The sequence below is a fragment of the Desulfosporosinus hippei DSM 8344 genome (assembly GCF_900100785.1).
Taxonomy (GTDB): Bacteria; Bacillota; Desulfitobacteriia; order Desulfitobacteriales; family Desulfitobacteriaceae; genus Desulfosporosinus; species Desulfosporosinus hippei.
Window position 1 is genome coordinate 80218 of record NZ_FNCP01000005.1, and the last position, 21079, is coordinate 101296.

At 40.7% G+C, this 21079-nt stretch carries 17 protein-coding genes and 1 pseudogene; all 18 read right to left on the reverse strand.

The annotated features are described in order from the left end of the window. Positions 1-209: 209 nt before the first annotated feature. Entirely contained in the window at positions 210-1451 is a 1242-nt protein-coding gene (locus BLS16_RS06125; protein WP_345788519.1) for a PAS domain S-box protein, read from the reverse strand. Positions 1452-1468: 17 nt separating this feature from the next. Then, the gene (locus BLS16_RS06130) at positions 1469-2044 is read right to left on the reverse strand and encodes a LytS/YhcK type 5TM receptor domain-containing protein (protein WP_092331224.1); all 576 of its coding nucleotides are present in this window, start codon (positions 2042-2044) and stop codon (positions 1469-1471) included. A gap of 12 nt (positions 2045-2056) precedes the next feature. Then, on the reverse strand, positions 2057-2971 hold the full coding sequence (locus BLS16_RS06135) for a diguanylate cyclase (RefSeq protein WP_092331227.1): 915 nt from the start codon (positions 2969-2971) through the stop codon (positions 2057-2059). A gap of 131 nt (positions 2972-3102) precedes the next feature. Further along, complete coding sequence (locus BLS16_RS06140) at positions 3103-6078, reverse strand: PAS domain-containing hybrid sensor histidine kinase/response regulator (RefSeq protein WP_092331230.1); 2976 nt, start codon at positions 6076-6078, stop codon at positions 3103-3105. A gap of 280 nt (positions 6079-6358) precedes the next feature. Then, on the reverse strand, positions 6359-6754 hold the full coding sequence (locus tag BLS16_RS06145; RefSeq protein WP_092331232.1) for a response regulator: 396 nt from the start codon (positions 6752-6754) through the stop codon (positions 6359-6361). Next, positions 6755-9874: a PAS domain S-box protein gene (locus BLS16_RS06150; RefSeq protein ID WP_092331234.1), complete on the reverse strand. Its 3120-nt coding sequence runs from the start codon at positions 9872-9874 to the stop codon at positions 6755-6757. A gap of 64 nt (positions 9875-9938) precedes the next feature. Continuing rightward, positions 9939-11504: pseudogene (locus BLS16_RS06155) on the reverse strand (bifunctional diguanylate cyclase/phosphohydrolase); the annotation flags it as partial. A gap of 90 nt (positions 11505-11594) precedes the next feature. Next, positions 11595-12068 carry a chemotaxis protein CheX gene (locus BLS16_RS06160; protein WP_092331239.1) on the reverse strand — a complete coding sequence of 158 codons (474 nt, stop codon included), beginning with the start codon at positions 12066-12068 and terminating at the stop codon, positions 11595-11597. Between the two features lie 36 nt (positions 12069-12104). Further along, positions 12105-12461 carry a response regulator gene (locus BLS16_RS06165; protein ID WP_092331242.1) on the reverse strand — a complete coding sequence of 119 codons (357 nt, stop codon included), beginning with the start codon at positions 12459-12461 and terminating at the stop codon, positions 12105-12107. Between the two features lie 29 nt (positions 12462-12490). Continuing rightward, the gene (locus tag BLS16_RS06170; RefSeq protein ID WP_176786088.1) at positions 12491-12901 is read right to left on the reverse strand and encodes a response regulator; all 411 of its coding nucleotides are present in this window, start codon (positions 12899-12901) and stop codon (positions 12491-12493) included. Positions 12902-12923: 22 nt separating this feature from the next. Next, positions 12924-14291, reverse strand: coding sequence for an Hpt domain-containing protein (locus BLS16_RS06175; protein ID WP_092331247.1), 1368 nt, complete (start codon positions 14289-14291; stop codon positions 12924-12926). A 101-nt stretch (positions 14292-14392) separates the two neighbouring features. Further along, positions 14393-15790 carry a sensor histidine kinase gene (locus BLS16_RS06180; protein WP_092331249.1) on the reverse strand — a complete coding sequence of 466 codons (1398 nt, stop codon included), beginning with the start codon at positions 15788-15790 and terminating at the stop codon, positions 14393-14395. After that, positions 15787-16761, reverse strand: coding sequence for an ATP-binding protein (locus BLS16_RS06185; protein ID WP_092331252.1), 975 nt, complete (start codon positions 16759-16761; stop codon positions 15787-15789). The genes BLS16_RS06180 and BLS16_RS06185 overlap by 4 nt, the downstream gene beginning before the upstream one ends. Positions 16762-16771: 10 nt before the next feature. Further along, a complete protein-coding gene (locus tag BLS16_RS06190) occupies positions 16772-17158 on the reverse strand; it encodes an anti-sigma regulatory factor (RefSeq protein ID WP_092331459.1) in 387 nt (128 codons plus the stop codon). Positions 17159-17163: 5 nt separating this feature from the next. Further along, entirely contained in the window at positions 17164-17547 is a 384-nt protein-coding gene (locus BLS16_RS06195) for an STAS domain-containing protein (RefSeq protein ID WP_176786089.1), read from the reverse strand. A gap of 17 nt (positions 17548-17564) precedes the next feature. Continuing rightward, on the reverse strand, positions 17565-18362 hold the full coding sequence (locus BLS16_RS06200) for an STAS domain-containing protein (protein WP_092331257.1): 798 nt from the start codon (positions 18360-18362) through the stop codon (positions 17565-17567). Between the two features lie 2 nt (positions 18363-18364). Continuing rightward, complete coding sequence (locus BLS16_RS06205; protein WP_092331260.1) at positions 18365-20692, reverse strand: chemotaxis protein CheA; 2328 nt, start codon at positions 20690-20692, stop codon at positions 18365-18367. A 3-nt stretch (positions 20693-20695) separates the two neighbouring features. Next, positions 20696-21079 carry a response regulator gene (locus BLS16_RS06210; protein WP_176786090.1) on the reverse strand — a complete coding sequence of 128 codons (384 nt, stop codon included), beginning with the start codon at positions 21077-21079 and terminating at the stop codon, positions 20696-20698.

The following is a 21079-nucleotide window of genomic DNA, read 5'->3' on the forward strand; positions in this document are numbered from 1 at the left end:
ACGCCATCCACCTCTGGATAGGTTTCCTAAGAGATTCCCTCTTGGGGCAGTTCTCGCGCGACTTCACCGAGCTTTAGACGCTTCAATGCTTATTTATCTACACGCCTATCGGAGTATTAAAGAAAGCCTTTCAGGGTGTTATCCCTTCATTCGACTTTTCGTGATGTTAGTTCTATCAGAATTAGTCTGATGTCTAGGCTTTTATTGACCTAGAAACGTGTCGCACTCACAGGACCCTCCTCGGAGTATTTAAGTGCATTGCTAAGAAGATTTATTAAAATCTGCTTAACCTTTAATTTATCACTATAGATCAAGAGACTATTCAGTTCTGGTAGCTTTAGTTGATACTTAATAGGCTTCTCACCGACAAACTTTTTTGCCATAACGGATACCTGATTTACCACGTCTTCTAAATCAAATTCTTCTGCATATATTTCCATTTTCCCAGCTTCCACCTTAGAATAATCCAGCACGCTATCAATCAGCTTCAATAGATGCTCAGCCTCATCTCTTACAATTTCAAGGTTTTCAAACTGCGTTCTTGGCAACACCTTTGCACATTTTTTTAATACACGATTTGTAAATCCAATGATTGAGTTGAGCGGTGTACGGAGCTCATGAGACATGGTTGCAAGAAATTGACTTTTATGTTTATTAGCCTCCAAGGCCTCTTCGCGCTGTCGTTCAGCCTCAATTCTCTGTTCAAGCAGCTCGCTGTTCATTTGGTTCATCTCATTTGCGGCTGTAATACGGCTGGTAATATCCTGAGCCTGGGCAATGAAATATTGGGGGGTGCCCTCCTTATCCCTCAGCAACGAAGTATTTACCTGTACCCAAATCATATTCCCTTGCTTATGAATGTACCTTTTTTCTATATGAAAGCTCGGGATCTCGCCCTTTAGTAACTGATTAACCTCCTCACGGTTTCTTTCAATATCGTCGGGATGAGTTAACCTCAGGAACTTAGTATCGTGTAGTTCTTCATCTGTATACCCTACCATTTTACAATAGGGTCCATTTGCTCTAATAAACCGTCCTTCGATTGTCACTATAGCCATTCCCACGGCTGCATTTTCAAAGGCTGTCCTGAAACGTTCTTCACTTTCACGTAAGGTTTCTTCCATAATTTTATAGTCAGTTATATCCCTGAAATAAACTGATATTCCGTCGCTTTTGGAGTAGACGTTTGTGTTATACCAACGTTTTGAAGCTGGAGAATAACCCTCGAAATGCACCGGAATCTTCTCAATCATCGCTTGATTAAACTTACTATAGTAAAGTGAGTGTATCTCCTTCGGAAATATATCCCACATGCATTTGCCCAATATATCCTGATACTTTACATCAGTATCAGTAAGTACTTTATCAAATTCCTTGTTCGTATAAGTAAATTTCCAATCTTGGTCTACAGCAAAAAATGCATCTTGTATACTCTCTAAAATATTGACGATTTCTTGATTTGATTCCTTTAATTTCTTTCAATCACTTGTCTTGAAATGATATATTCTACAGCAAAGTAGGCCAATATTACTCCAAAAATTGATATCGCAATATAGTACGAAAACAATTCTAGTAATATGTAGAAATCTTTTATTAAATAACTAAAGGCAGCAATTGATATAGCCAATGCATATACGAGCATATAAGAAAACTTTTTCAATCGTGAAGTTCTTAAACAACTAAAGAATGCACACCCCAAACCCATAACCAAAGCTATCACCACGGCCATAACCGAGGCACTATTTACACCGAAATGCAATACTCTATATACGGCTATCATTACAGAGGTGATCATCACCGTAACAGGGCCACCAATAACTGCCGAGCTGATTATTGCAGTATTTCTTAGGTCAACTATAATCGTTGATGTAACATTGATGGAGTATATCATCAATGTAATACCCAGAACACCAAAACATATACCTATCCATATCCGTATTCGTAATTGCAAATTTCCATCCAATGTATACTTATTGAAAATTTGGCCAATCACAAATAAATATGCAACTACAATGACAATATTGGAAAATAAATCATAGAACATAACCCTCACCTACTAACTATTTAAGATAATCTCATCTGCCCTATAGACTTCAACCCTGTTACGTCCATTATTTTTTGCTGTGTATAAGGCTTGATCGGCGTTCTTAATTATGTCTCCTAGGGCAATTGTATTTTGGGGCGTTTTGAAGAAGATCCCCATACTTAACGTGATATGAACTGATTTATCGAACAATATGAACTCATGGTTTTGTACCTCTAAGCGCATCCTTTCACACAAATTTACAGCATCATTCAGCTCAGTATCGGATAAAATAATGCTAAATTCTTCCCCACCATATCGGCCTACTATATCGCTAGCTCTTACATTCTTGCGGATAATTTTTGCCAATTCCTTGAGGACAATATCTCCCGCTGTATGACCATAGGTATCATTAACGGTTTTGAAGCGATCAATATCAATCATCACAAAGGCAATCTTCTGATTGTTTCGCTCCTGTTTTAAGAGTTCTTTTTTTAATAATTCCAGTAACAACGAGTGATTGTATAATCCGGTCAGTCCATCCGTAGTTGCCATAGCTTTGAGTAAGTCCAGGTATTCTTTAACCTTCAGAGCTGACTTCAGCCTTGCTAATAACTCAATTTCGTTTATCGGCTTTTTAATGTAATCAAAGGCACCTAGTTCAAACGCTTTGTGCAGATCATTGGAATCCCTCTTTGCAGTAATCATGATAACGGGTATATCTTGGGTCTCATTATCTCTTTTTAATTGTTCACACACTTTAAATCCATCCATCTCTGGCATCATAATGTCCAGCAATATTACATCCGGTTGTACGATGTATGTCAATTCTAGCACGGTTAAACCGTTTTCTGCAGTAAAAACTGTGTATCCCTCCTCTTCCAAAATGTCAACGAACAAGCGAATATTGTTTTTATTATCATCAACAACCAAAACCTTTTTGCTCATATTTATATCACCTTTTCATCTACTTTTACTTTTATTTTCTCTATTAAGACCTCCATGATCCGCTCTATATTGATTTTCGGATTTTTGGATCAACTGATTAACACACTGCAATAAAATCTTTCATCCTCATCTCAAACTCCCATGTAAGAAATCGATTTTTTAAAGGTTTCAAATTCATAGTCTAATTGCATTGCATATTCTATTGCTTCCTTCAAATTGCCTCGCCTTAAAGCAAGCTCTATTCTGAAAGCAGAGTTCTTCAGCTCATCTGCCTCAATTTGATTAAATTGGTTTTTAACCCTTTTTGCGATAGTTTCAATATTAGAAAAATCATTACTGGCTAAATCCTTGGTAAGTTGCTTAACGTTATCAGTAATTTCCTGAATTACATTTTGTTTTTCTGCGTCCAACTGATAGTTAACAGCATCTAAAAAAACGACTTCTCCAGTCTCACTTGCCCGTATTCCACTTACCGGCAAGCCCCTTTCCCATTTTTGAGTAGACACATTATCAAGGGTCTTAATTAGCTGACCTAAAACAATTGGTTTCGAAAGATAATCATCCATACCTATTAATAAAAAGCGCTCTTTATCACCTTGCAATGCAAACGCCGTCAGAGCAATAATCGGAGTATGTATAAGACTACCTTCCCGCTCCCTGATCAACCGTGTTGCCTCAATCCCGTCCATTATTGGCAATTGAATATCCATAAAAATTACATCATATTGTTTTTGACTGTGCATCTCTATTGCTTCAATGCCGTTATTGGCCACATCTACCTGATGGCTCTTATCTTTCAAAACACGTGATACCACTAATTGGTTTACTTTGTCATCCTCTACTAACAAGATATGAAGCGATTTTTGTGTAGTAGGCAATTTTGCCTGATCACTCGGTTCAATCCTTGGCCGTTTCCCCAAGTTCATCTTCAGGGTAAAATCGAAGACACTTCCCTTGCTTTTTTCGCTTTCTACCCAAATTGTGCCACCCATTAACTCAATCAATTGTTTCGTTATTACCAGTCCCAGTCCGTTGCCACCATATTTCTTTGTATAGGAGCTATCAACCTGACTAAAGCTCTTAAAAAGCCTATTCATTTCATCATGGGCAATACCAATCCCTGTATCAGAGATCGAAAATTTTAGTTCAACCTGTTCATTAATAATCTCTTGTCGTTTTACTACCACTGATACTGCTACACTTCCGTCTTCCGTAAACTTTATCGCATTGCTAATTAGATTATTAACAACCTGCATCAATCGATTCGAGTCGCCAATGAGGAATTCCGGTATATTAGAAGAAAACATATAATTAAGTGCTAATCCTTTTTCTTCAGCAGATGACGAATGAAATTTGATTATACCTTCTATTAACTCTTTCACATTGAAATTGGTACTCTCTAACCTTAATATGTTTGCCTCTATTTTCGAAAAATCTAAAATATCATTTATAATGACTAAAAGCGAATTGGCGCATTTCTTGGCAATGTTCAAATTTTCCGATTGCATTGGCGTCAGTTCAGTAGAAAGTGTAATATCAATCATTCCAACAACACCAGTTAAGGGTGTTCTGATCTCGTGGCTCATATTGGCTAGGAATTCACTTTTAGCTTTATTTGCCGCATCTGCTTCCTCTTTTGCAATTTTCATAAGCTCCCTGGAGTTTCGTTCATAAGTTATATCGTTTAGAATGACTGCTAGATATCCCTTCTCCGGACTATAAGCAAAAACTGAACACCACTTGTTCAAGTCTTCTAAATACAATTCCTCAACTTTGTAATTTCCGCCTTCAAGTGCTACTAACTTTAGGACTTCCGTATATTTGTCTATAACGATCTTGCTAAAAGGTGATAGTTCTAAAATGCTCTTTCCAATGATTTGGTTGCTTTCCCTATTAATAAGGCGTTCAAAACCTTGATTAACTTCGAGATAAATGCAGTTGTTTGGAATACCCTTTTCGTCACAACTTACCTTAAAATATCCAAAGCCACTATTCATAGTCATGAGCATGGTTTGGTATTTGACTTTGCTTGCTTGTAGTGCCATTACAGCTCTAACTCTATCGCTTATTTCCTGGGACATGGTTGCAAAGTAACCTTTTTTCGGAGAGTACAAGGTTGTGGAGTACCATCGATTCATTGACTGGGAATATAAATTATCTAAAACATAGCTTTTGCCGTTGAATGCGGTATTATAGCATTTCTCCATCCAATCAGGATCTAATTTGAATTTATAGATTTCTGAAGCCCTTCTACCAATTGCATACTCCCGTTTGATGCCGGTTAATTTCTCATAAGCCTCATTTGCATCAATCATGATAAAATCCTCTGGGTTACCATCTTTATCAAATACCAACTCATTGTAAGTAAACCCATTAAGCATATTATCAAACAGTGATTGGTATTTTTCCTGACTTTGCCGAATTGCATCCTCTGCAAGTTTTCTTTCTGTGATATCAGTATAAATGGCTGCAAAATAACCGTGGCTAGTACTATATATATAAGTTGAATACCATCGTTTAAACACTTGAGAGTAGTACTCTTCGAGTCTTATTGGTTCAACTGTCGTTGCAACTTGTGCACATATTTTAATCCAATCCTTAGATAACTTTTTAATACCTGGTATCACTTCAGTAAGTCGTTTGCCAATTATTTCATCCCGACTGATACCTAATATTTTTTCATAAACACCATTCACTTCAATATATTCAAAGTCAATTGGATGACTATTTTCGTCGTAAAGAATTTTATGGAAGGCAAACCCGCTTGACATATTCATAAGGAGCGAGTGATAATTCTCCTGGCTTTCCTTTAAGGCCATCTCAGCTTGCGTCTTTTCAGTTATATCCCGTACAATAGAAAGATCTAGTGTCCTTCCCCTAAAGTTAAGCCAGGTCTTGTTAAAATAGTTACATTTTTTATCGACCCCGCAACGCCATATGAGCATAGGGAGCTTTTCCAAAATCTTATAACCATTATCCTTCGAACATGCTGTTTCTTTAGATGCTGCAGATAATCTCACGTTATATCCTTCACTTTTGAGTTTACACATCAAATCTTTTATCTTCTCTTCTGAATCCTCAATGATTAATACATTTTTTGAGTTCATAATAGATCGCCTTGCTTTCTATATGTTTTAGGCAGTGTTCCCCTAATCTCGCTAGTTGATATCAGTCTTAATGAGTCAAGTAATGTGATTGGGTTATCGAGAAAACATAAAAAGTATAGGGCAAGTAAAACTGACTTTCAGTTATTACTAACCCTATACTAAATATAACATGCTAGAAATAATTTTGTCTATATATGTAGAATATTTCAAAATACTGTTCCTAATTGGCGTGATTTGTCTTTTTAAAGATAATTTTTTACCGAATCAGTAGCTATGAATCCTATTCTATTAGCCCAATCTTTCTAATAACATCAAGCAGTTTGTTGGTATCAATTGGCTTAGCGGCGTAGGCTTCACACCCAATTTCAAACGCCTTATTAACATAGTCAGTTTCAGCCAAAGCCGTCGTCATAATCACTTTAACCCGCTGTTCAGGTGCTACCTTTTGCTTACTCTCAAATTCTCGAATAGCCTTTAATACCTTAACCCCATCCACTTTTGGCATCATAATATCCAGACAAATTAAGTCATAGGGAGCTTTTTCTTTGATAGCCATCAAATAAGCGTCAAGGGCTTCAAGTCCATCAACTACAAGATCGACTTCACCATATTGTGTGAGAAATTTCGACAAGAACCTACGACTGGCTAAATCATCCTCAGCAATTAAAATATTCATCTATCCATTTCCCCTTTCAGTCGGGTGTTCTAAGACCCTGTAACACTCAAATTCTCTTTTGATTCTTTGGGCGTATTGGGTTGCTTGTTCTTGATTTTCACGTCTAGCTGCCAGCTCAATTTTAAACGCTAACATTTTTAGTTCATCCGCTTCTATCAGATTGAAGTTGTTCTTGATTCTATGAGCAATTTCTTCAATCACGTTCAAGTCCTCCTCAAATAAGGCAAGACAAAGTTCTTCAATCTCCCGAGAAATTTGCTGGAGTATAGCAACTTTATTCTGTGCCGCGGCTACATCAGAGTTAATATTAACTACTTTTCCATTTTTACTAATTGTTACCTCAAGCTGGCTTTCAGGGTTTTGTTGATCTGAAATACTTCCGCTCACTACCTCTTCTAAGAGCTGGAATAATTCATTCATCTTAATTGGCTTAGGTAGATACTCATCCAACCCTTGGGAAAGGAATTTTTCCCGGTCTCCAACAAGCGCAAACGCGGTTAAGGCAATGATTGGAGTATGCCGGTTCCTACCCTCTCTTTCTCGAATTTTGGCGGTCGCTTCGATCCCATCCATGATAGGCATCTGAATATCCATAAAAATTACATCGTACTGACATTTCGAGTGGAATAACAAAGCCTCATACCCATTTGCAGCCGAATCTATAAAGTGACCTTTTTCTTTGAGCATTAAGGCCAAGACCATCGAATTAACCTTATCATCCTCGACAATCAGAATTTTCAAGGGTTTCATAGTATGGATGGGGTTGAAGGAGTTTTGGGTTAGACGGCTCAGTTCTTCCGAGAGCATGAATTTTAAAGTAAAGGTAAACGCACTCCCATGACCCTTACGGCTTTCCACATTGATTGTTCCACCCATCATATGAACCAACTGCTTGGATATCACTAAGCCTAAACCAGTTCCACCGTATTTTCTGGTGATAGAACCATCGACCTGACTAAAGTTTTTAAATAACTTCTCTTGGTCTAATTTAGATATGCCAATACCCGAATCTGAAACTGTAAACTTTATTTCCACCATTTCGTTGGTTAAAGCCTGCTCCCGAACTAAAAGAGTGACTTCCCCATGTTCCGTGAATTTCAAAGCGTTATTTAATAAATTATTAAAAATCTGTTTTAAACGGTTGGGATCACCCAACAAGGTTTGAGGTATAGCAGAGGAATAGTCGCAACACAATTTCAGCCTTTTTTCCTTGGCAACAGATAAGTGTGCTTTTATGGTTGAATCGATAAGTTCACGTAGGTTAAACGTTATCTTTTCGATCACTAATTTTCCTGCTTCAATCTTCGAAAAATCTAGAATATCATTAATGATTTTTAGCAGGGAGTCTGCACAACTCTTAGCAATTTCCAAATTTTCGCGTTGTTCACTACTTGTTTCCTTTAATAAGGTTAAATCAATCATTCCTAACATTCCATTAATCGGAGTACGTATCTCATGACTCATATTTGCTAAAAATTCGCTTTTGGCACGGTTAGCAGCTTCGGCTACTTCCTTAGCGAGATTGAGTTCATTTTCTTCACGTATGCGCTCCGTCATATCGGTGATGATCGAGACGAAAAATCCTGGCTCCGGACTATATAGTTTCACAGAAAACCAACGTTTACTCCACTCTGAATAGTAGACCGGCAAGACGAGTTTCAGCCCATTTGACGCCACCTCTCCGTATTCTACCATTCTTTGTTTGAAGATTTCTGGATCTTCACCGGAAAATAGTTCTGAATATTTCTTCCCGATAATTTCTTTCCGTGTCACATTAAATATTTTTTCATAGGCTTCATTAATCTCTAGAATCTCATAATCGAGGGGCTTCCCCACTTCATCATAGATAACTTTGTTATAAGCAAAGCTATCGGGCATATTCAATATCAACGAGCGATATCGTTCATATAAACGTCGTTGTTTTTCTTCGCTTCTCAGTAATTCTGTTTCTGCCTTCTTTCGTTCAGAGATGTCTCGGACAAACGATAGAATGCATTTTTTCTCATCCACCTCAACCAACTGTGTGCTGATCTCAACAGGAATTTCTTGACCCTCTTTGGTAACGTGAATATTCTCGAATGTACATTGTCCTTTTAGTATGATTTCTTGAATCATTTGGCTTACATAATTCCTATTACCTTCTTTATTAATATTTAGGACACTTTTACCTAACAACTCATCTTTGGAATACCCCATTCGCTGACAAGCCACTATGTTAACATCAATAATTTTTAAATCTATTGATTGCTCACCCTGAATCTCATATAAAAAAATACCGTCTTGAGCAACCTCAAAAAGGCTCCGGTACCGCCTTTCGCTATCCATTAACAATTTTTCTGCTTTTTTCCGGTCGGTTATATCACGGATGATGCTCACTAAAATTCGTTGCCCTTCTATATATGTACCATAGGCACTTACCTCAACAGGGAATCTACTGCTATCTTTACGAATGTGTCGAGTCTCAAATAAAATCCCTTGTTCCCCAACTTGATTCATTTGCTGTAAGGTCAAGTGAGCCTCCTCACGCAAATCAAAGATCGTTAAATCTAGTAGTTCCTCTCTCGTATAGCCGTACGCTCGAACAGCAGCCTGATTGGCTTCAATAATAGACCCTTTCATATCGAGCATTAAAATGATATCACGAGCTTTTTCAAGAAGAACTTGATACTTTTTAGCTGAATCCTCCACTAATTTGTTATCCGTAATGTTGTCTAGCGCTACGACCACATGGCGGTTGCCTTTGATCATAACTGGAGTAACGCTTGCCAGAAACCAATACTTTCTCGCTTTTCCGTTATGGATCAATATCTTAGTGTATTCCAAGTGAGTTATAGGTTGTCCTGTCTTTAAGGCTGACTCGATAGCCAAGCGCATCTTGCAGGTTTGGCATTGCAATCCAAAACCACACCCCTTAATATCTTCTGCGCTCCCCTTGCAACGAACCTCATCGCCGAAACGCTTACCCATAGACTCTTCCCGAGTTCGGTACAAAAACTCCAGTGCTGCATTGTTGATGTTTTCAAGCAACGAGTCTTCATTAAGTAAGAACATTCCAATGGGACTGGAGTTAAAAATCATTTCGAAATTACTCATTTCGGTATCATCTTGGTTCAAAGTCATACCCCAGCACCCCTTAAAAATTAATCTATTTAAGACGCCTCCGTTCCCACAATTTTACTCTAAATTAAATACCATCCCATTTCTCCTTACTTCTCATTAATTCCAACATTTTTTCAGTAAATATTCTTGTAATCTCAGGGTCAAACTGTGTACCAGCATTTTTTTGAATTTCCAATAAGGCTTCTTCTTCACTCAAAGAATTCCGGTATGGTCGGTTGCTGATCATTGCGTCATAGCTATCAGCTAAAGCAATAATTCTTGAAATCCTTGGAATAGAATCGCCCTTTAACCCCTTTGGATAACCATTACCATCCCATCGTTCATGATGTGCTAATATGCCGTCAGCTAATTCCGACATTTCATAAGAAGTACTTAGGATTCTCCAGCCAATATCAGGATGCCTTTTTATTTGTTCCCACTCATCCCCTGATAGTTTTCCTGGTTTATTAAGTATCCCCTCTTCGATGGCAATTTTTCCAATATCATGAAGAAGGCCTACAACTTTGAGCTTAGATACTTCGATTTCAGACAAACCTAATGCTCTTCCTATAGACTGACATAGTTGACTTACTCGCTTGGAATGTTGTTCTTCCCTTGGGTTTTTTTCGTGTAGAGTGTTAATGATTGTGTTGATTGTATTACCTCTCATCCCTTCGTTTTCGATAATTTTGTTTTTATATAAGGCGTCCTCAGCGCTTTTGAGGACTTTTAATAGATCCTCACCCGGTCTTTTCTTTGTCTCCCATCCAAATGAGATACTCACATTAATAGCATTAATGTCAATAGTTGAATATAATTCTCTCATTTTCTTAACAATAGTTTCAGCCTCTTCTTTATTCGTCTGAGGCAGAAGAATCACAAATTCATCTCCACCCCAGCGGGCGACTATATCCTCTAATCTACAGGCACTTCGGATGGCCGTTGCAGCTTTCTGTAAAAGCTCATCGCCTTTATCGTGACTAAAGGCATCATTCACAAGTTTTAAGCCATTAATATCCCCGATAATAATCGAAATAGGAAGATTTTTTTCAACGTCTAAGCGTTTCAGTTCTAATTCATAGAATCTTCTATTATTAAGGGCAGTTAAAACATCATAATAATTTAAATAGCGATTTTCCTCTTCCCTTTTTTTGCGTTCAGTGAGGTCTATCCCTATTCCAACAAACCACAGTTTCCCATCAATGACGACTGAACTAGCAGTCAAGTACATTGGAATTTTTGTGCCGTCTTTCCTTTGTAAATCGACTTCAGCATCTCCAAATCCATTCTGGCTAACCAGCTTAAGTCCATCGACTACCGCAGTTTGACTCTTTTCATCACCTTCATACCAATCCATCAACTTTATGCGGGCCAGCTCATCGGAGGAATATCCGGTCAGCTCTTCGTGTTTTTTATTCCATCTCACTAGCTTTCTTTGATCATCGTAAAGATAAATAATCCACGGGGCGCTGTTAAATAAGGCATCGGTGAAGTTTCTTTCTTTATCCAACTCATTTTTTGCTCGTACCTTCTCAACAATCTCTTCTTCCAGGATAGTATTCATATCCTTCAGCTGATTTGTGCGATGAATAACCTTGTTCTCAAATTCTTGATTTAAGCTGTTAATTTCTTTTTCAAGCATTTGACGCTTAGGAACTTTTTCTTCAGGCATGGCATTGACTCCTTTAAACACGACATTGGTCTCTTCTTGCTCTACATGAGTCTCTACTGCCAGCTTTTCTTAAGCTACATTTTCAGCAAACGATACATTAATCTGAATTTGTGACTCATCTTCGAATATCAAGGGTATACAGACAACAACGGTATTCGGAATGCTAAATTGAATATTGTCTCCTGTCAAAATGGTAGGAGGGGTGATATCTACGATTATTTCTTTTCTAGAAAATAAAGTTGCAGTATGGCCTAAGATCATATTACATAATTCTGCAATGGCACTTTTGGCAATTTCATCGAGCTCGCTTATCAGAGGACATCCCATCATCGCTGAGGCAAGCTTACAACATATTTCCTTGCTAAAGGTCATCACGACACTGCCATGGAACCCACCGGTTATCCCAATCAGCACCAGAATGCTTTCACTCATATAGGGCGCATCTTTGATATAGATCTTACCCATCTTCGTCTTAAAGCCCGTAACTTGATCAATCATTTCCGCGCTTGCTGATAAAAACGGATTAATATATTCCACCTTCATGAATAACCCCTTCTTTCGTTAACTTAATACATATAATCACCCTAATTTATCCAACACTTGTAATAACCGCTCTTCTGTGAAGGGTTTAACGAGGTAGTTTTTCGCTCCACTGATAATGGCTTCTTTGACCATTCCCTCTTGACCCAAGGCCGTAAGCATGACAACCATTGCCTTGGGATTAATCGCTTTAATAGCTTTTAACGCCTCTATTCCAGTCATTTCGGGCATTGTAATATCCATGGTCACGATATCCGGCTGTAATTGCTTATATAATTCGACGCCTATTACCCCGTTAGCAGCTTCACCGACCACTTCGTAATTCGAGTTTTCTAACATTTTTTTGATCGTCAATCTCATGAATATTGCATCATCGACAATAAGTATCTTTTTCATGGTGCCCGCCTCCTATACTTACTAAGCTTTTATTTAAAATTCCCACGCATGCTCTCCCACCAACGCTTAAGTTTTTCTTCATTAAGTTTGACAATTTTACTGACATCTTTAAACTCTTTAAACGGTTTTAGAATATAATCACTGGCCCCTTTTTCCAGACTGAGCATGGTGATCTCCATGGTGGAATAGCCTGTCATCATAATCACCTGAGCCAAGGGGTCATATTCTTTAATTTGGGTCAGCAATTCAAGTCCATTCATTTCTGGCATCACAATATCGGATAAAATGATATGGTATTTCGTCCCCTTAATCATTTCTAAAGCAGTGATGGGGGAAGAAGCCGTATGTACGTTATAGCCATCTAACCTTAATAACTGCGCTAGGGCAATCAGGATTTCTTCTTCATCATCAACTATTAAAACCCGCAGTTCTGGGTACATAGTTATCCCTCCTCTTAAAATATTAGTTACTTGTACCAAAAGAGGCGTTAAAGGCATTGGGAAAGATGTGCAAGTCCCTTGTGAATAGCGCGCTGGCCTCTAGGACATTGACTTGTCTCCGTGTATTAGGTCCACTGGAAACTAAGGACAAGCGAACACTATGGTGGTTAAGCTTTGTTTTTAAATCTTCTAATATCGATATATCCGAGGGTTCGAACACTCTCATTTGACTGAGATCGAGCACAGCCAGCTGAGGAACATCCTTTGTCAACGCTAATCTTTCCTGGAAAGCAGATGGTGAAAGTTTTACTTTTTCATCCATAATCTCCGTGAAGAAGTACACTTTGTTACATAAGACATCAAAAACCGTCTCCCAAAATCCCTGCAGGATACTTGCCGCCATTCTTGCTCGATCATTTCCATCCATTTCGGCAGTTTGAACTAAGAACGTGATATAACGCCTCCAACCTGCCAGCCCTCCAGGAAACCAACTCTCTGTAGCAACACTTGCTTCTTCCCCAAAATCTGCCAACCCCTGAACCAACCCAGCTATCTTTACCTTTGAATAGTCCTTTTGTCGGAATTCTTCCAGTAGGAGAGTCACTAATTGATCAAAATGTCCCACCTCCAGAACAGTCGGTAACTGCCCCTTGCCTTGTGAACTTCGGTCAAGATCCTTTTTCAGCTCTAATAGTCTAATTTCTGAAATGTCCCCCACATCACAGGTCATTCGCACTAGCTCATCGGTCTCATCCGTACTAAACACGATCGTTAAAGCATTATTCGTGGAACTTTCCGGCAATTCAAGACTTTCCAGATTAGGAAGAGAATAAACGACATTGCCGATTTCCTTCAAGCGTTCCAACACTAAAAACTGTCGAACCTGCGGCATGATCGACTCCTCGTCCATCTGAACATGAATATAGATTAAGCGTTTGCCAACAAAAGCACTGCTCCCTCGTGTGACCGAATTAAGATGTACAGTCCGCTCTTCTAAAACCTCCGGCTGGTGGATTCGTGCAATTTTCTCTAACAATTTCTTCTTATGCTCAAAATCCTGGGCCGTTATGATTTCCCCATTCCGAACATATTGAAGCTGCGTTTCCATCAATTCTAGGGCATCTAACATTAGAGTGGTGATTCCCTCATCTACCTTAAGTTTTCCAGAGCGGAGCGGTCCCAGCAAATCTTCGAGATGATGAGATATTTCTGCTAGATCGAGAAGTCCCAAAAATTGGCTGCCACCTTTAATGGAATGCACTACTCTGAAGACATGATTAATCCGCGCTAGTAACTCATCTGATTCATCTTCAACGAGTAACAAATTGGTGGCTTCTAGGAGCATATCTTCCGTTTCAGTGATAAATACACTCTTTAATTCATCATCCATCTCTAACCCTTCCCTTTCAGGTCATTCAATGGTAAGGCTCCCACTTCCATGGGAGCTACCAGTACTCCGCTTCGGTGTGACGACTTCCTCCGAAAGTCTCACTATTCAACTTTAGTTGAAAGATTTAACTTGGGTTCTGGGTTATAGCTAGGCAGGCGTAACGTAATCCTCGTTCCTTCGCCAAGTTCACTCGCCACGGCGATATGTCCACTATGATCCTTGACAATTCCATGTACTATCGAGAGTCCAAGCCCCATACCCTCAGGATCCTTAGAGTAAAATGGTTCAAAAATATGCGGTATTTCTTTGCTGTCTATGCCACAGCCATTATCTTGAACATCAACGAGGACCCAACCTTGCGTCATCTCTTCTTGGCGGACGGAAATTCGAATTATACCCATACTTCTTTTTACTTTATTTATAGCTCGCGTAGCGTTTTGTAAGAAATTAACAAACACTTGCTCTAACTGTTGATAACTTCCATAAACCAAGATCTTGGAGACTTCCTGATAATCCAGAGTTATACCACTGATTGCGGTACGATCGCTGGATATGAGCATCCAGGCCGAACTAATCACCTCAGCCAGATTGACTTCTTTCCGTTCTATAGCTTGTTGGCGAGAAAAATATTTAAGACCCGCGACAATATTGGAAATGCGTTCTACTCCCGACAAAATTGCTTTCATAGCCCTGCTTAAATCAAGAGACATATCGCTAGTTACGGCGTGTGACTTACTTTCCAGCAAGTCGTGATACCGAGTCATTAGTTCTAAATTCATGCGAATAAATGTCAAGGGATTATTGATTTCATGCGCCACACCCGCGACTAATTGCCCAACACTTGCCAAACGGTCCGCTTGCTGTAAGGCCAGCTCTTTTTCTCTGAGTCGTTCAATAAGCAAGCGATTTTCCTTGACCCGTTCATCAAACTGAAGCTCTATACTTTCCTCTGACGTCCCCTTACCATAATGTCCTTCTAGTTCTTCGACAAGGGCCACTATCCCCTGATTGGTCAGCAACAATTCCTGTCGATAATCCTTAATCTCCTGTTCCATGCCCAATTGATGATCGAGATACTCCTGAAGGTCCGTGTGTATACTCTCCCAGCTCATCGACCCATTTGAAGAGTTACGATTTTCATAAGGTATTTCGTCCACTGAACATCGAACGGTTAATTCCCACTTGTGATCTTGAATCATCATGATGATCGAGTTTTCAGAGAAAACTCGCATAAACCAATCCGGATAATTAATGTGTTTTATCTCGGCTTGAATACTGACTTCCGTACGCATTCTGATATAATTGCTGTCCCTCTCGATTTCTGCATACCATCCCGTACTCGCCCCGTGCTTCTCTAACTCTGCCAGCTGCCAGGTCACTAACACTGAAAGCTTTAAATAGACATTAAAGCCTCCCCCAACAGAAAGGACTGCACTCCATAAAGAAGGTAAGACTGCATTTTGAGGTGTACTGCGAACCGTATAAAGGCTTTGGCTCATAGGGCTTCCCGAGCAATCAAGACTGACGCATCGTCATTGTTCCTCCCGTAGTCCTGAACAATCTGGCGACAGACCATACCGGGGTCACCTCCTTTTAGGAAAAAGGGATCTAAGGATTTCCAGCGTTCAACTATTCCATCGGTATACATCAGGAGCCTTGACCCAGGCTTCCAGGGAAGGGTCGTTACTTTCATCTCAGGAAAACTTGCTCCCAGCACTCCGCGATACGACATTAACCGTTTGGGTTGCACCCCCTCTATGCCTAAAAAAGCCTCAATGTTTCCAATCCCGATATACTTCAGCTCGTTCTTAGTAATAACAGCTAAGAAAAGGACGGCTCCTCGACTCCCACGAAGTCGCTGATGAGAGTGTTGAACCATTTGTTCTAAGGATAATTTGTAGTGATATTTCAAGGAGTGTAATAATATATTAGCTGCTTGATACGCTAGCTCGCCATGCCCTACCCCATCAAACAAACCGAGGACATTCCTCGCAGGCTTTTGATGGATGAAAAAACCATCACCATTGCGGATATAACCTGGATAAGGCCGTGAATAGACCCCTACTGACAAACTTTGCTTCGTCTGGGAATCTAAATACTTGCCCACGATAATCTTAGTACCCTGTTTCCCCGTTTCCAATGAGAAATGATCGGCTAAGCGCTGAACTGCCCCTAGCCCCCCCCCTAATGACCCCTTAGAAGAAACCCCATCTGTCATTGAATTTTCAACGTTTGTAATTCCTGGCCCATCGTCACTTGTTTCAAGAGTCAAGCCCTGCTCCGGAGAACCGGAGTAATGGATAACTCCACCCCTGTTGGCATGCCGAACAAGATTAGTTGCTAATTCTGTCGTTATAATGGCAATATCTGATAGGTTCCTCGCGGACATTCCCAACTCTTGAGAAAAATTGACAACGGCTCTCCGAGCTCTGCCAATATCGTAGTCCGCTTCAACCCGAATTTCAGGCATTTCATACCCCCTACTTTGTCCATTTCACAACTCGAACTAGTGTACCTTGACCTAGCTTCGACTGTAACTCAAACTCATCCATCAAACGCTTGGCACCACTTAACCCCAACCCTAAACCCTGACCGCTGCTATAGCCAGCCGTCAAAGCTAGCTGCAGATCATCAATGCCAGGGCCTTGGTCCTCAAACACAAATTCCAATCCGACAATCCCAGTCGCCTTTTTTAACTCTTGGGCCTGCATTGATCCACTTGTGGCATAGGTATAAATATTGCGGGCTAATTCGCTTACGGCTGTAATAATCCTCGTCTGATCAACCAACGAAAAGCCTAAGTTGAGGGCAGCTTGACGTGCAACCTGTCTGGCCAGAACGATGTCCTGTTCAGAACAGATTTCCACCCGGCTCAAAGGCTTTCTTCCGAATAGCGACCTAACGTGGTTAGACCTGTCAACAGTTCCAAGGCCGCATCCAGATTAAGTGCCGTCTTAACCTCTTTTATATCAAGTCCCATATCGACCATCGTCAGAGCAATCATCGGATTGACCCCTACTAGAATCGTGATCCCCCCCATTAGCCGAATCATCCTCGCTGTATCTGAGAGTACCCTCGCCATGTACGAATCCACGATTTCCAACCGTGCAATATTTAAGATCACACCCCGTGTACTCGTGTTTCTGACCTCTTTCAATAACATATCCTGCATGGAAACGACTGAAAAATCATTGACTTCCCCCTCAATCGAGAGAATTAAGACCTTACCAATTTTTAACAGTGAGGTTTTATCCACCTTAATTCCTCCATCATTTACTCCTTATTATGGTCAACGATCCTCTTCTTCAGTAAAGCTAAGGCCAACTCTACCCCATCCGCCATCACAGCTCTCGTGACAATGTTTCCGAGATCAACTCCCAGGTGGACCATGGTTTGGGCAATCTCAGGACTTATTCCTGTAATAATCAGCTTCGCTCCGAGTAGATTGACCGCCGCAGCCGTCTTGAGAATATAATTTGCTACCAGAGTATCCACCGTCGAGACACCGGTAATATCCAGGATAATCACTTTTGACCCGTGAGTCACGATGGCATTTAAGAGCTTTTCCATAACCTCTTGTGTACGCTTGCTATCTAAGGTTCCAATCAGCGGTAGCACCAAAATCCCTTCCCATAACTTGATAATCGGAGTCGAAAGTTCTAAGAGGTCCTGTCGCTGCGCATGAATGATGTTCTCTCTGGTATCGAAGAACGCTTCCAGTCCGAAGATTCCTACTTCATCCATGACTTGATTCAACCGTTCTTCAGAGACGGTTGAGTTGATTCGATTCAAAAAGGGCCGAAAGGAAAAAGCAAACAAGGCAGTCTCCCTAGGATTCAATTCTTGCTGCTGACCAATTTTCACCAGTTCTAGCATAATTTTAGGTACTTCCGCACCAAGACCCTCTTCAGGGATACCACTTTGCAAGGCTTTGAACAGCTGTAGACCTAGACTTTCGAGCCTAGAAATGACACTGATTTCTTGTCTTCCCCAAACGCTAGTTTCTAAGTTAACTAACCACTCTTCATATAAATCATTCAAGGTACCCTTGCTTTCTTGATCCTTAACCATTGTTAGTTTCCTCCCATACTTGGATTATCTTGTGTGCATGCCTTAGCCAATAACTCCACCGCATTCAGTACAATTGCCACCTTGCCATTAGTCATAATTGTGGCTCCACCCATCCCTAGAATTCCAGACAAGTAATCGGGTAAGGGTTTGACTAAGACGTCCTGCTCATGGTGTAACCGATCAACAATCATGCCGATTTTCACACCCCCATCGTTCACCACAACAATGGATTTCCGATCCTCTATACCCTCCTGAGAGGAAGATGTTCCTAACAGGTCAGAAAGTTTGACCACCCCTAGAACCTCCCCTCGATGGTGGAGTATCCATTGTCCTCTACGTTTCATCAATTGGCTACTGGGAATTTTAAGGGTTTCTAGGATATTTTCCAAGGGAAGAATATAAGACTGTTGGTTGACTTCAACCAATAATCCTCTAGAGACCAACAGGGTCAAGGGGAGTTGCACTATCATTTTCGTACCCTTACCCATTTGACTGACAATATGAACCTTACCCTGTAGGGCATTGACATTTGATTTCACAACGTCCATGCCCACGCCGCGTCCTGAAATTTCCGAGACAACCCCCGCCGTGCTAAAGCCTGGTAAAAAGACTAGTTGAAACGCTGACTCGTCGGACATCTCCGCCGCTTGTGCCTCGGAGATAAACCCTTTTTCGTGCGCCTTGCGTTTTAAGGCTTGAGCATCCAAGCCCTTACCATCGTCTTCAACTTCGATATAAACATGTTTCCCGCGATTATACGCTCTGAGCCAAACCTTGCCCTGAGCTTCTTTGCCCACTGCGACACGCTGATCCTCTGACTCAATCCCATGATCTGCTGCATTTCTAACTAAGTGCATCAACGGATCGGCCATTTGTTCGATGATTGTTTTATCCAGTTCGGTATCTTCCCCTTCCATGATTAAGGCGATATTCTTACCCGTCTTTAACGCAATATCGCGAATAATCCGTGGAAACTTTTGAAAGACATGCCGAACTGCCGTCATTCGCATGGACATAATAATATCTTCCAGCTCTTCAGAAATACGATTAACGCTTAAACCGGCATCTTTAACCTCTCTAGAGATCGTCGGAAGATCGTGGTCAATAATTAATTTGCGCGCAATTAAACCGAAGACATTCTTCGTAACCACCAATTCTCCGATCACGTTCATCAGGCGATTTAATTTTTCTTCACTCACCCGAACTGATTGACTGACATGGATGGCGAGAGTCTCTGTCTTAGGCAGGGCTTCCTGTTTTTTTGACAGAGGGGACGATGCCGAACCGTCTGATTGAGTTCCCGAATTAGTTAAACGCTCCCTAGTGACCTTCAATTCTTGCAACAAGGGTTGCAGGTCAAGCTGAGTGGAATCTCCACCGGTTTGGGTAATCGTAATCCCTTTACGCAGTGCCTCCATGGCGAGGTAACAAAGATTGGTCACTTCGCTGAGCACTGGTTTCGTTTGATTTCGTACCCAATCCAGTAAACCCTCAACATTTTGGAACACTTCCAAAAGACCCTCTAACAAAGCACGCAGCTTACTTTCAGGTGTTTGGACGCTTAGCAATAAGCCGATATTTCCCTTGAGGCTATGCACTCGACGAAATAACTCTTTTAGAATCGACGTGTCCTCGGGATGAGAGTCAAGGTCGATTAGTAATTTATCTGAAATCATCGAAAGATGCTCATCCGCTTCTTCTAGGAAGTCCTCTAATAGACCCACTCCTAAGCCTTCCTTATTCGCTGGGCTCAAGGGGGGATTGTCTTTCTTAGGGACTGCCAACTCTTCTGGCTCTCCAACACTGGCTTCTATCTTCTCGGGTTCAATGATGCTATTTTTTGAATTAGGTATTTCTAGACCGGTGTCGACCGCGACCTTTTCGGCAAGTCCATAACTAGCGATCACCTCTTGAATTTGTTGAACGACGCAATCAATATCTTTGTTACTCGTAATTTCTGTGGTCACCCATTCCTCGGCATGGGCTTCCTGACACACGACATTCAATTGTCCGACCATATCGACTAAAATATCGAGGGCATCGAGTAATAATGCCACTACTTTGGTCGTTAAAACTAAACGTCCGGTCCGCAAAGCATCTAGCATATACTCTGCTTCATGACTTAGTCGCGTGATATCGGATAAGCCAAAAAAGGAGGACAGCCCTTTGATAGTATGCATCTGGCGGAATATTTCGTTGAGGGCTTCAGGATTTTCGTTCAAGCTTTCCTGTGTAAGCAATGCTTCCTCAATTTTTTGCAAGTTTTCCTCTGCTTCTTCCACAAAACTCTGCAGCATGTCCAAGTCATCCCTAGAGAATTTAAAGAGCATATTTTATCCCTCCTTCGGTTCAACCCCTTCCAATAAGCGGCTAATCCAGTCTATCAGTTTTTCCAATTCTGTTGGCTTGATAAAGATCAAATTCGCGCCCACCGCCTTTCCTTGATCGGCGTCTTGAACATCCTCTTGGGAGGTCACGATAATAATGGGTGTGTTCTGATAGCGCGGTACCTGACGCACTTCGGCAATAAACTGATAACCATCCATGCGAGGCATATTAATATCCGTTAAGATGAGGTCATAGTGATTTGAGAGCAACATTTCCAAAGCTACGTATCCATCCTCAGCCTCTGCAACCTGGTGCCCTAAGCCAGACAAGTAATATTGGTGGTACTTTCTGACCATGGTAGAATCGTCAACCACAAGTACATTGGCCAT

Excerpts from the sequence above, each read along its gene's own strand:
- BLS16_RS06185 (WP_092331252.1), bottom strand. The coding sequence starts at position 16,761 with ATGCCTGAAATTCGGGTTGAAGCGGACTACGATATTGGCAGAGCTCGG.
- BLS16_RS06180 (WP_092331249.1), bottom strand. The coding sequence starts at position 15,790 with ATGAGCCAAAGCCTTTATACGGTTCGCAGTACACCTCAAAATGCAGTC.
- BLS16_RS06165 (WP_092331242.1), bottom strand. The coding sequence starts at position 12,461 with ATGAAAAAGATACTTATTGTCGATGATGCAATATTCATGAGATTGACG.
- BLS16_RS06130 (WP_092331224.1), bottom strand. The coding sequence starts at position 2,044 with ATGTTCTATGATTTATTTTCCAATATTGTCATTGTAGTTGCATATTTA.
- BLS16_RS06150 (WP_092331234.1), bottom strand. The coding sequence starts at position 9,874 with ATGACTTTGAACCAAGATGATACCGAAATGAGTAATTTCGAAATGATT.
- BLS16_RS06205 (WP_092331260.1), bottom strand. The coding sequence starts at position 20,692 with ATGCTCTTTAAATTCTCTAGGGATGACTTGGACATGCTGCAGAGTTTT.
- BLS16_RS06160 (WP_092331239.1), bottom strand. The coding sequence starts at position 12,068 with ATGAAGGTGGAATATATTAATCCGTTTTTATCAGCAAGCGCGGAAATG.
- BLS16_RS06145 (WP_092331232.1), bottom strand. The coding sequence starts at position 6,754 with ATGAATATTTTAATTGCTGAGGATGATTTAGCCAGTCGTAGGTTCTTG.
- BLS16_RS06175 (WP_092331247.1), bottom strand. The coding sequence starts at position 14,291 with ATGGATGATGAATTAAAGAGTGTATTTATCACTGAAACGGAAGATATG.
- BLS16_RS06140 (WP_092331230.1), bottom strand. The coding sequence starts at position 6,078 with ATGAACTCAAAAAATGTATTAATCATTGAGGATTCAGAAGAGAAGATA.
- BLS16_RS06200 (WP_092331257.1), bottom strand. The coding sequence starts at position 18,362 with ATGGTTAAGGATCAAGAAAGCAAGGGTACCTTGAATGATTTATATGAA.
- BLS16_RS06170 (WP_176786088.1), bottom strand. The coding sequence starts at position 12,901 with ATGTACCCAGAACTGCGGGTTTTAATAGTTGATGATGAAGAAGAAATC.
- BLS16_RS06135 (WP_092331227.1), bottom strand. The coding sequence starts at position 2,971 with ATGAGCAAAAAGGTTTTGGTTGTTGATGATAATAAAAACAATATTCGC.
- BLS16_RS06210 (WP_176786090.1), bottom strand. The coding sequence starts at position 21,079 with ATGGCCAATGTACTTGTGGTTGACGATTCTACCATGGTCAGAAAGTAC.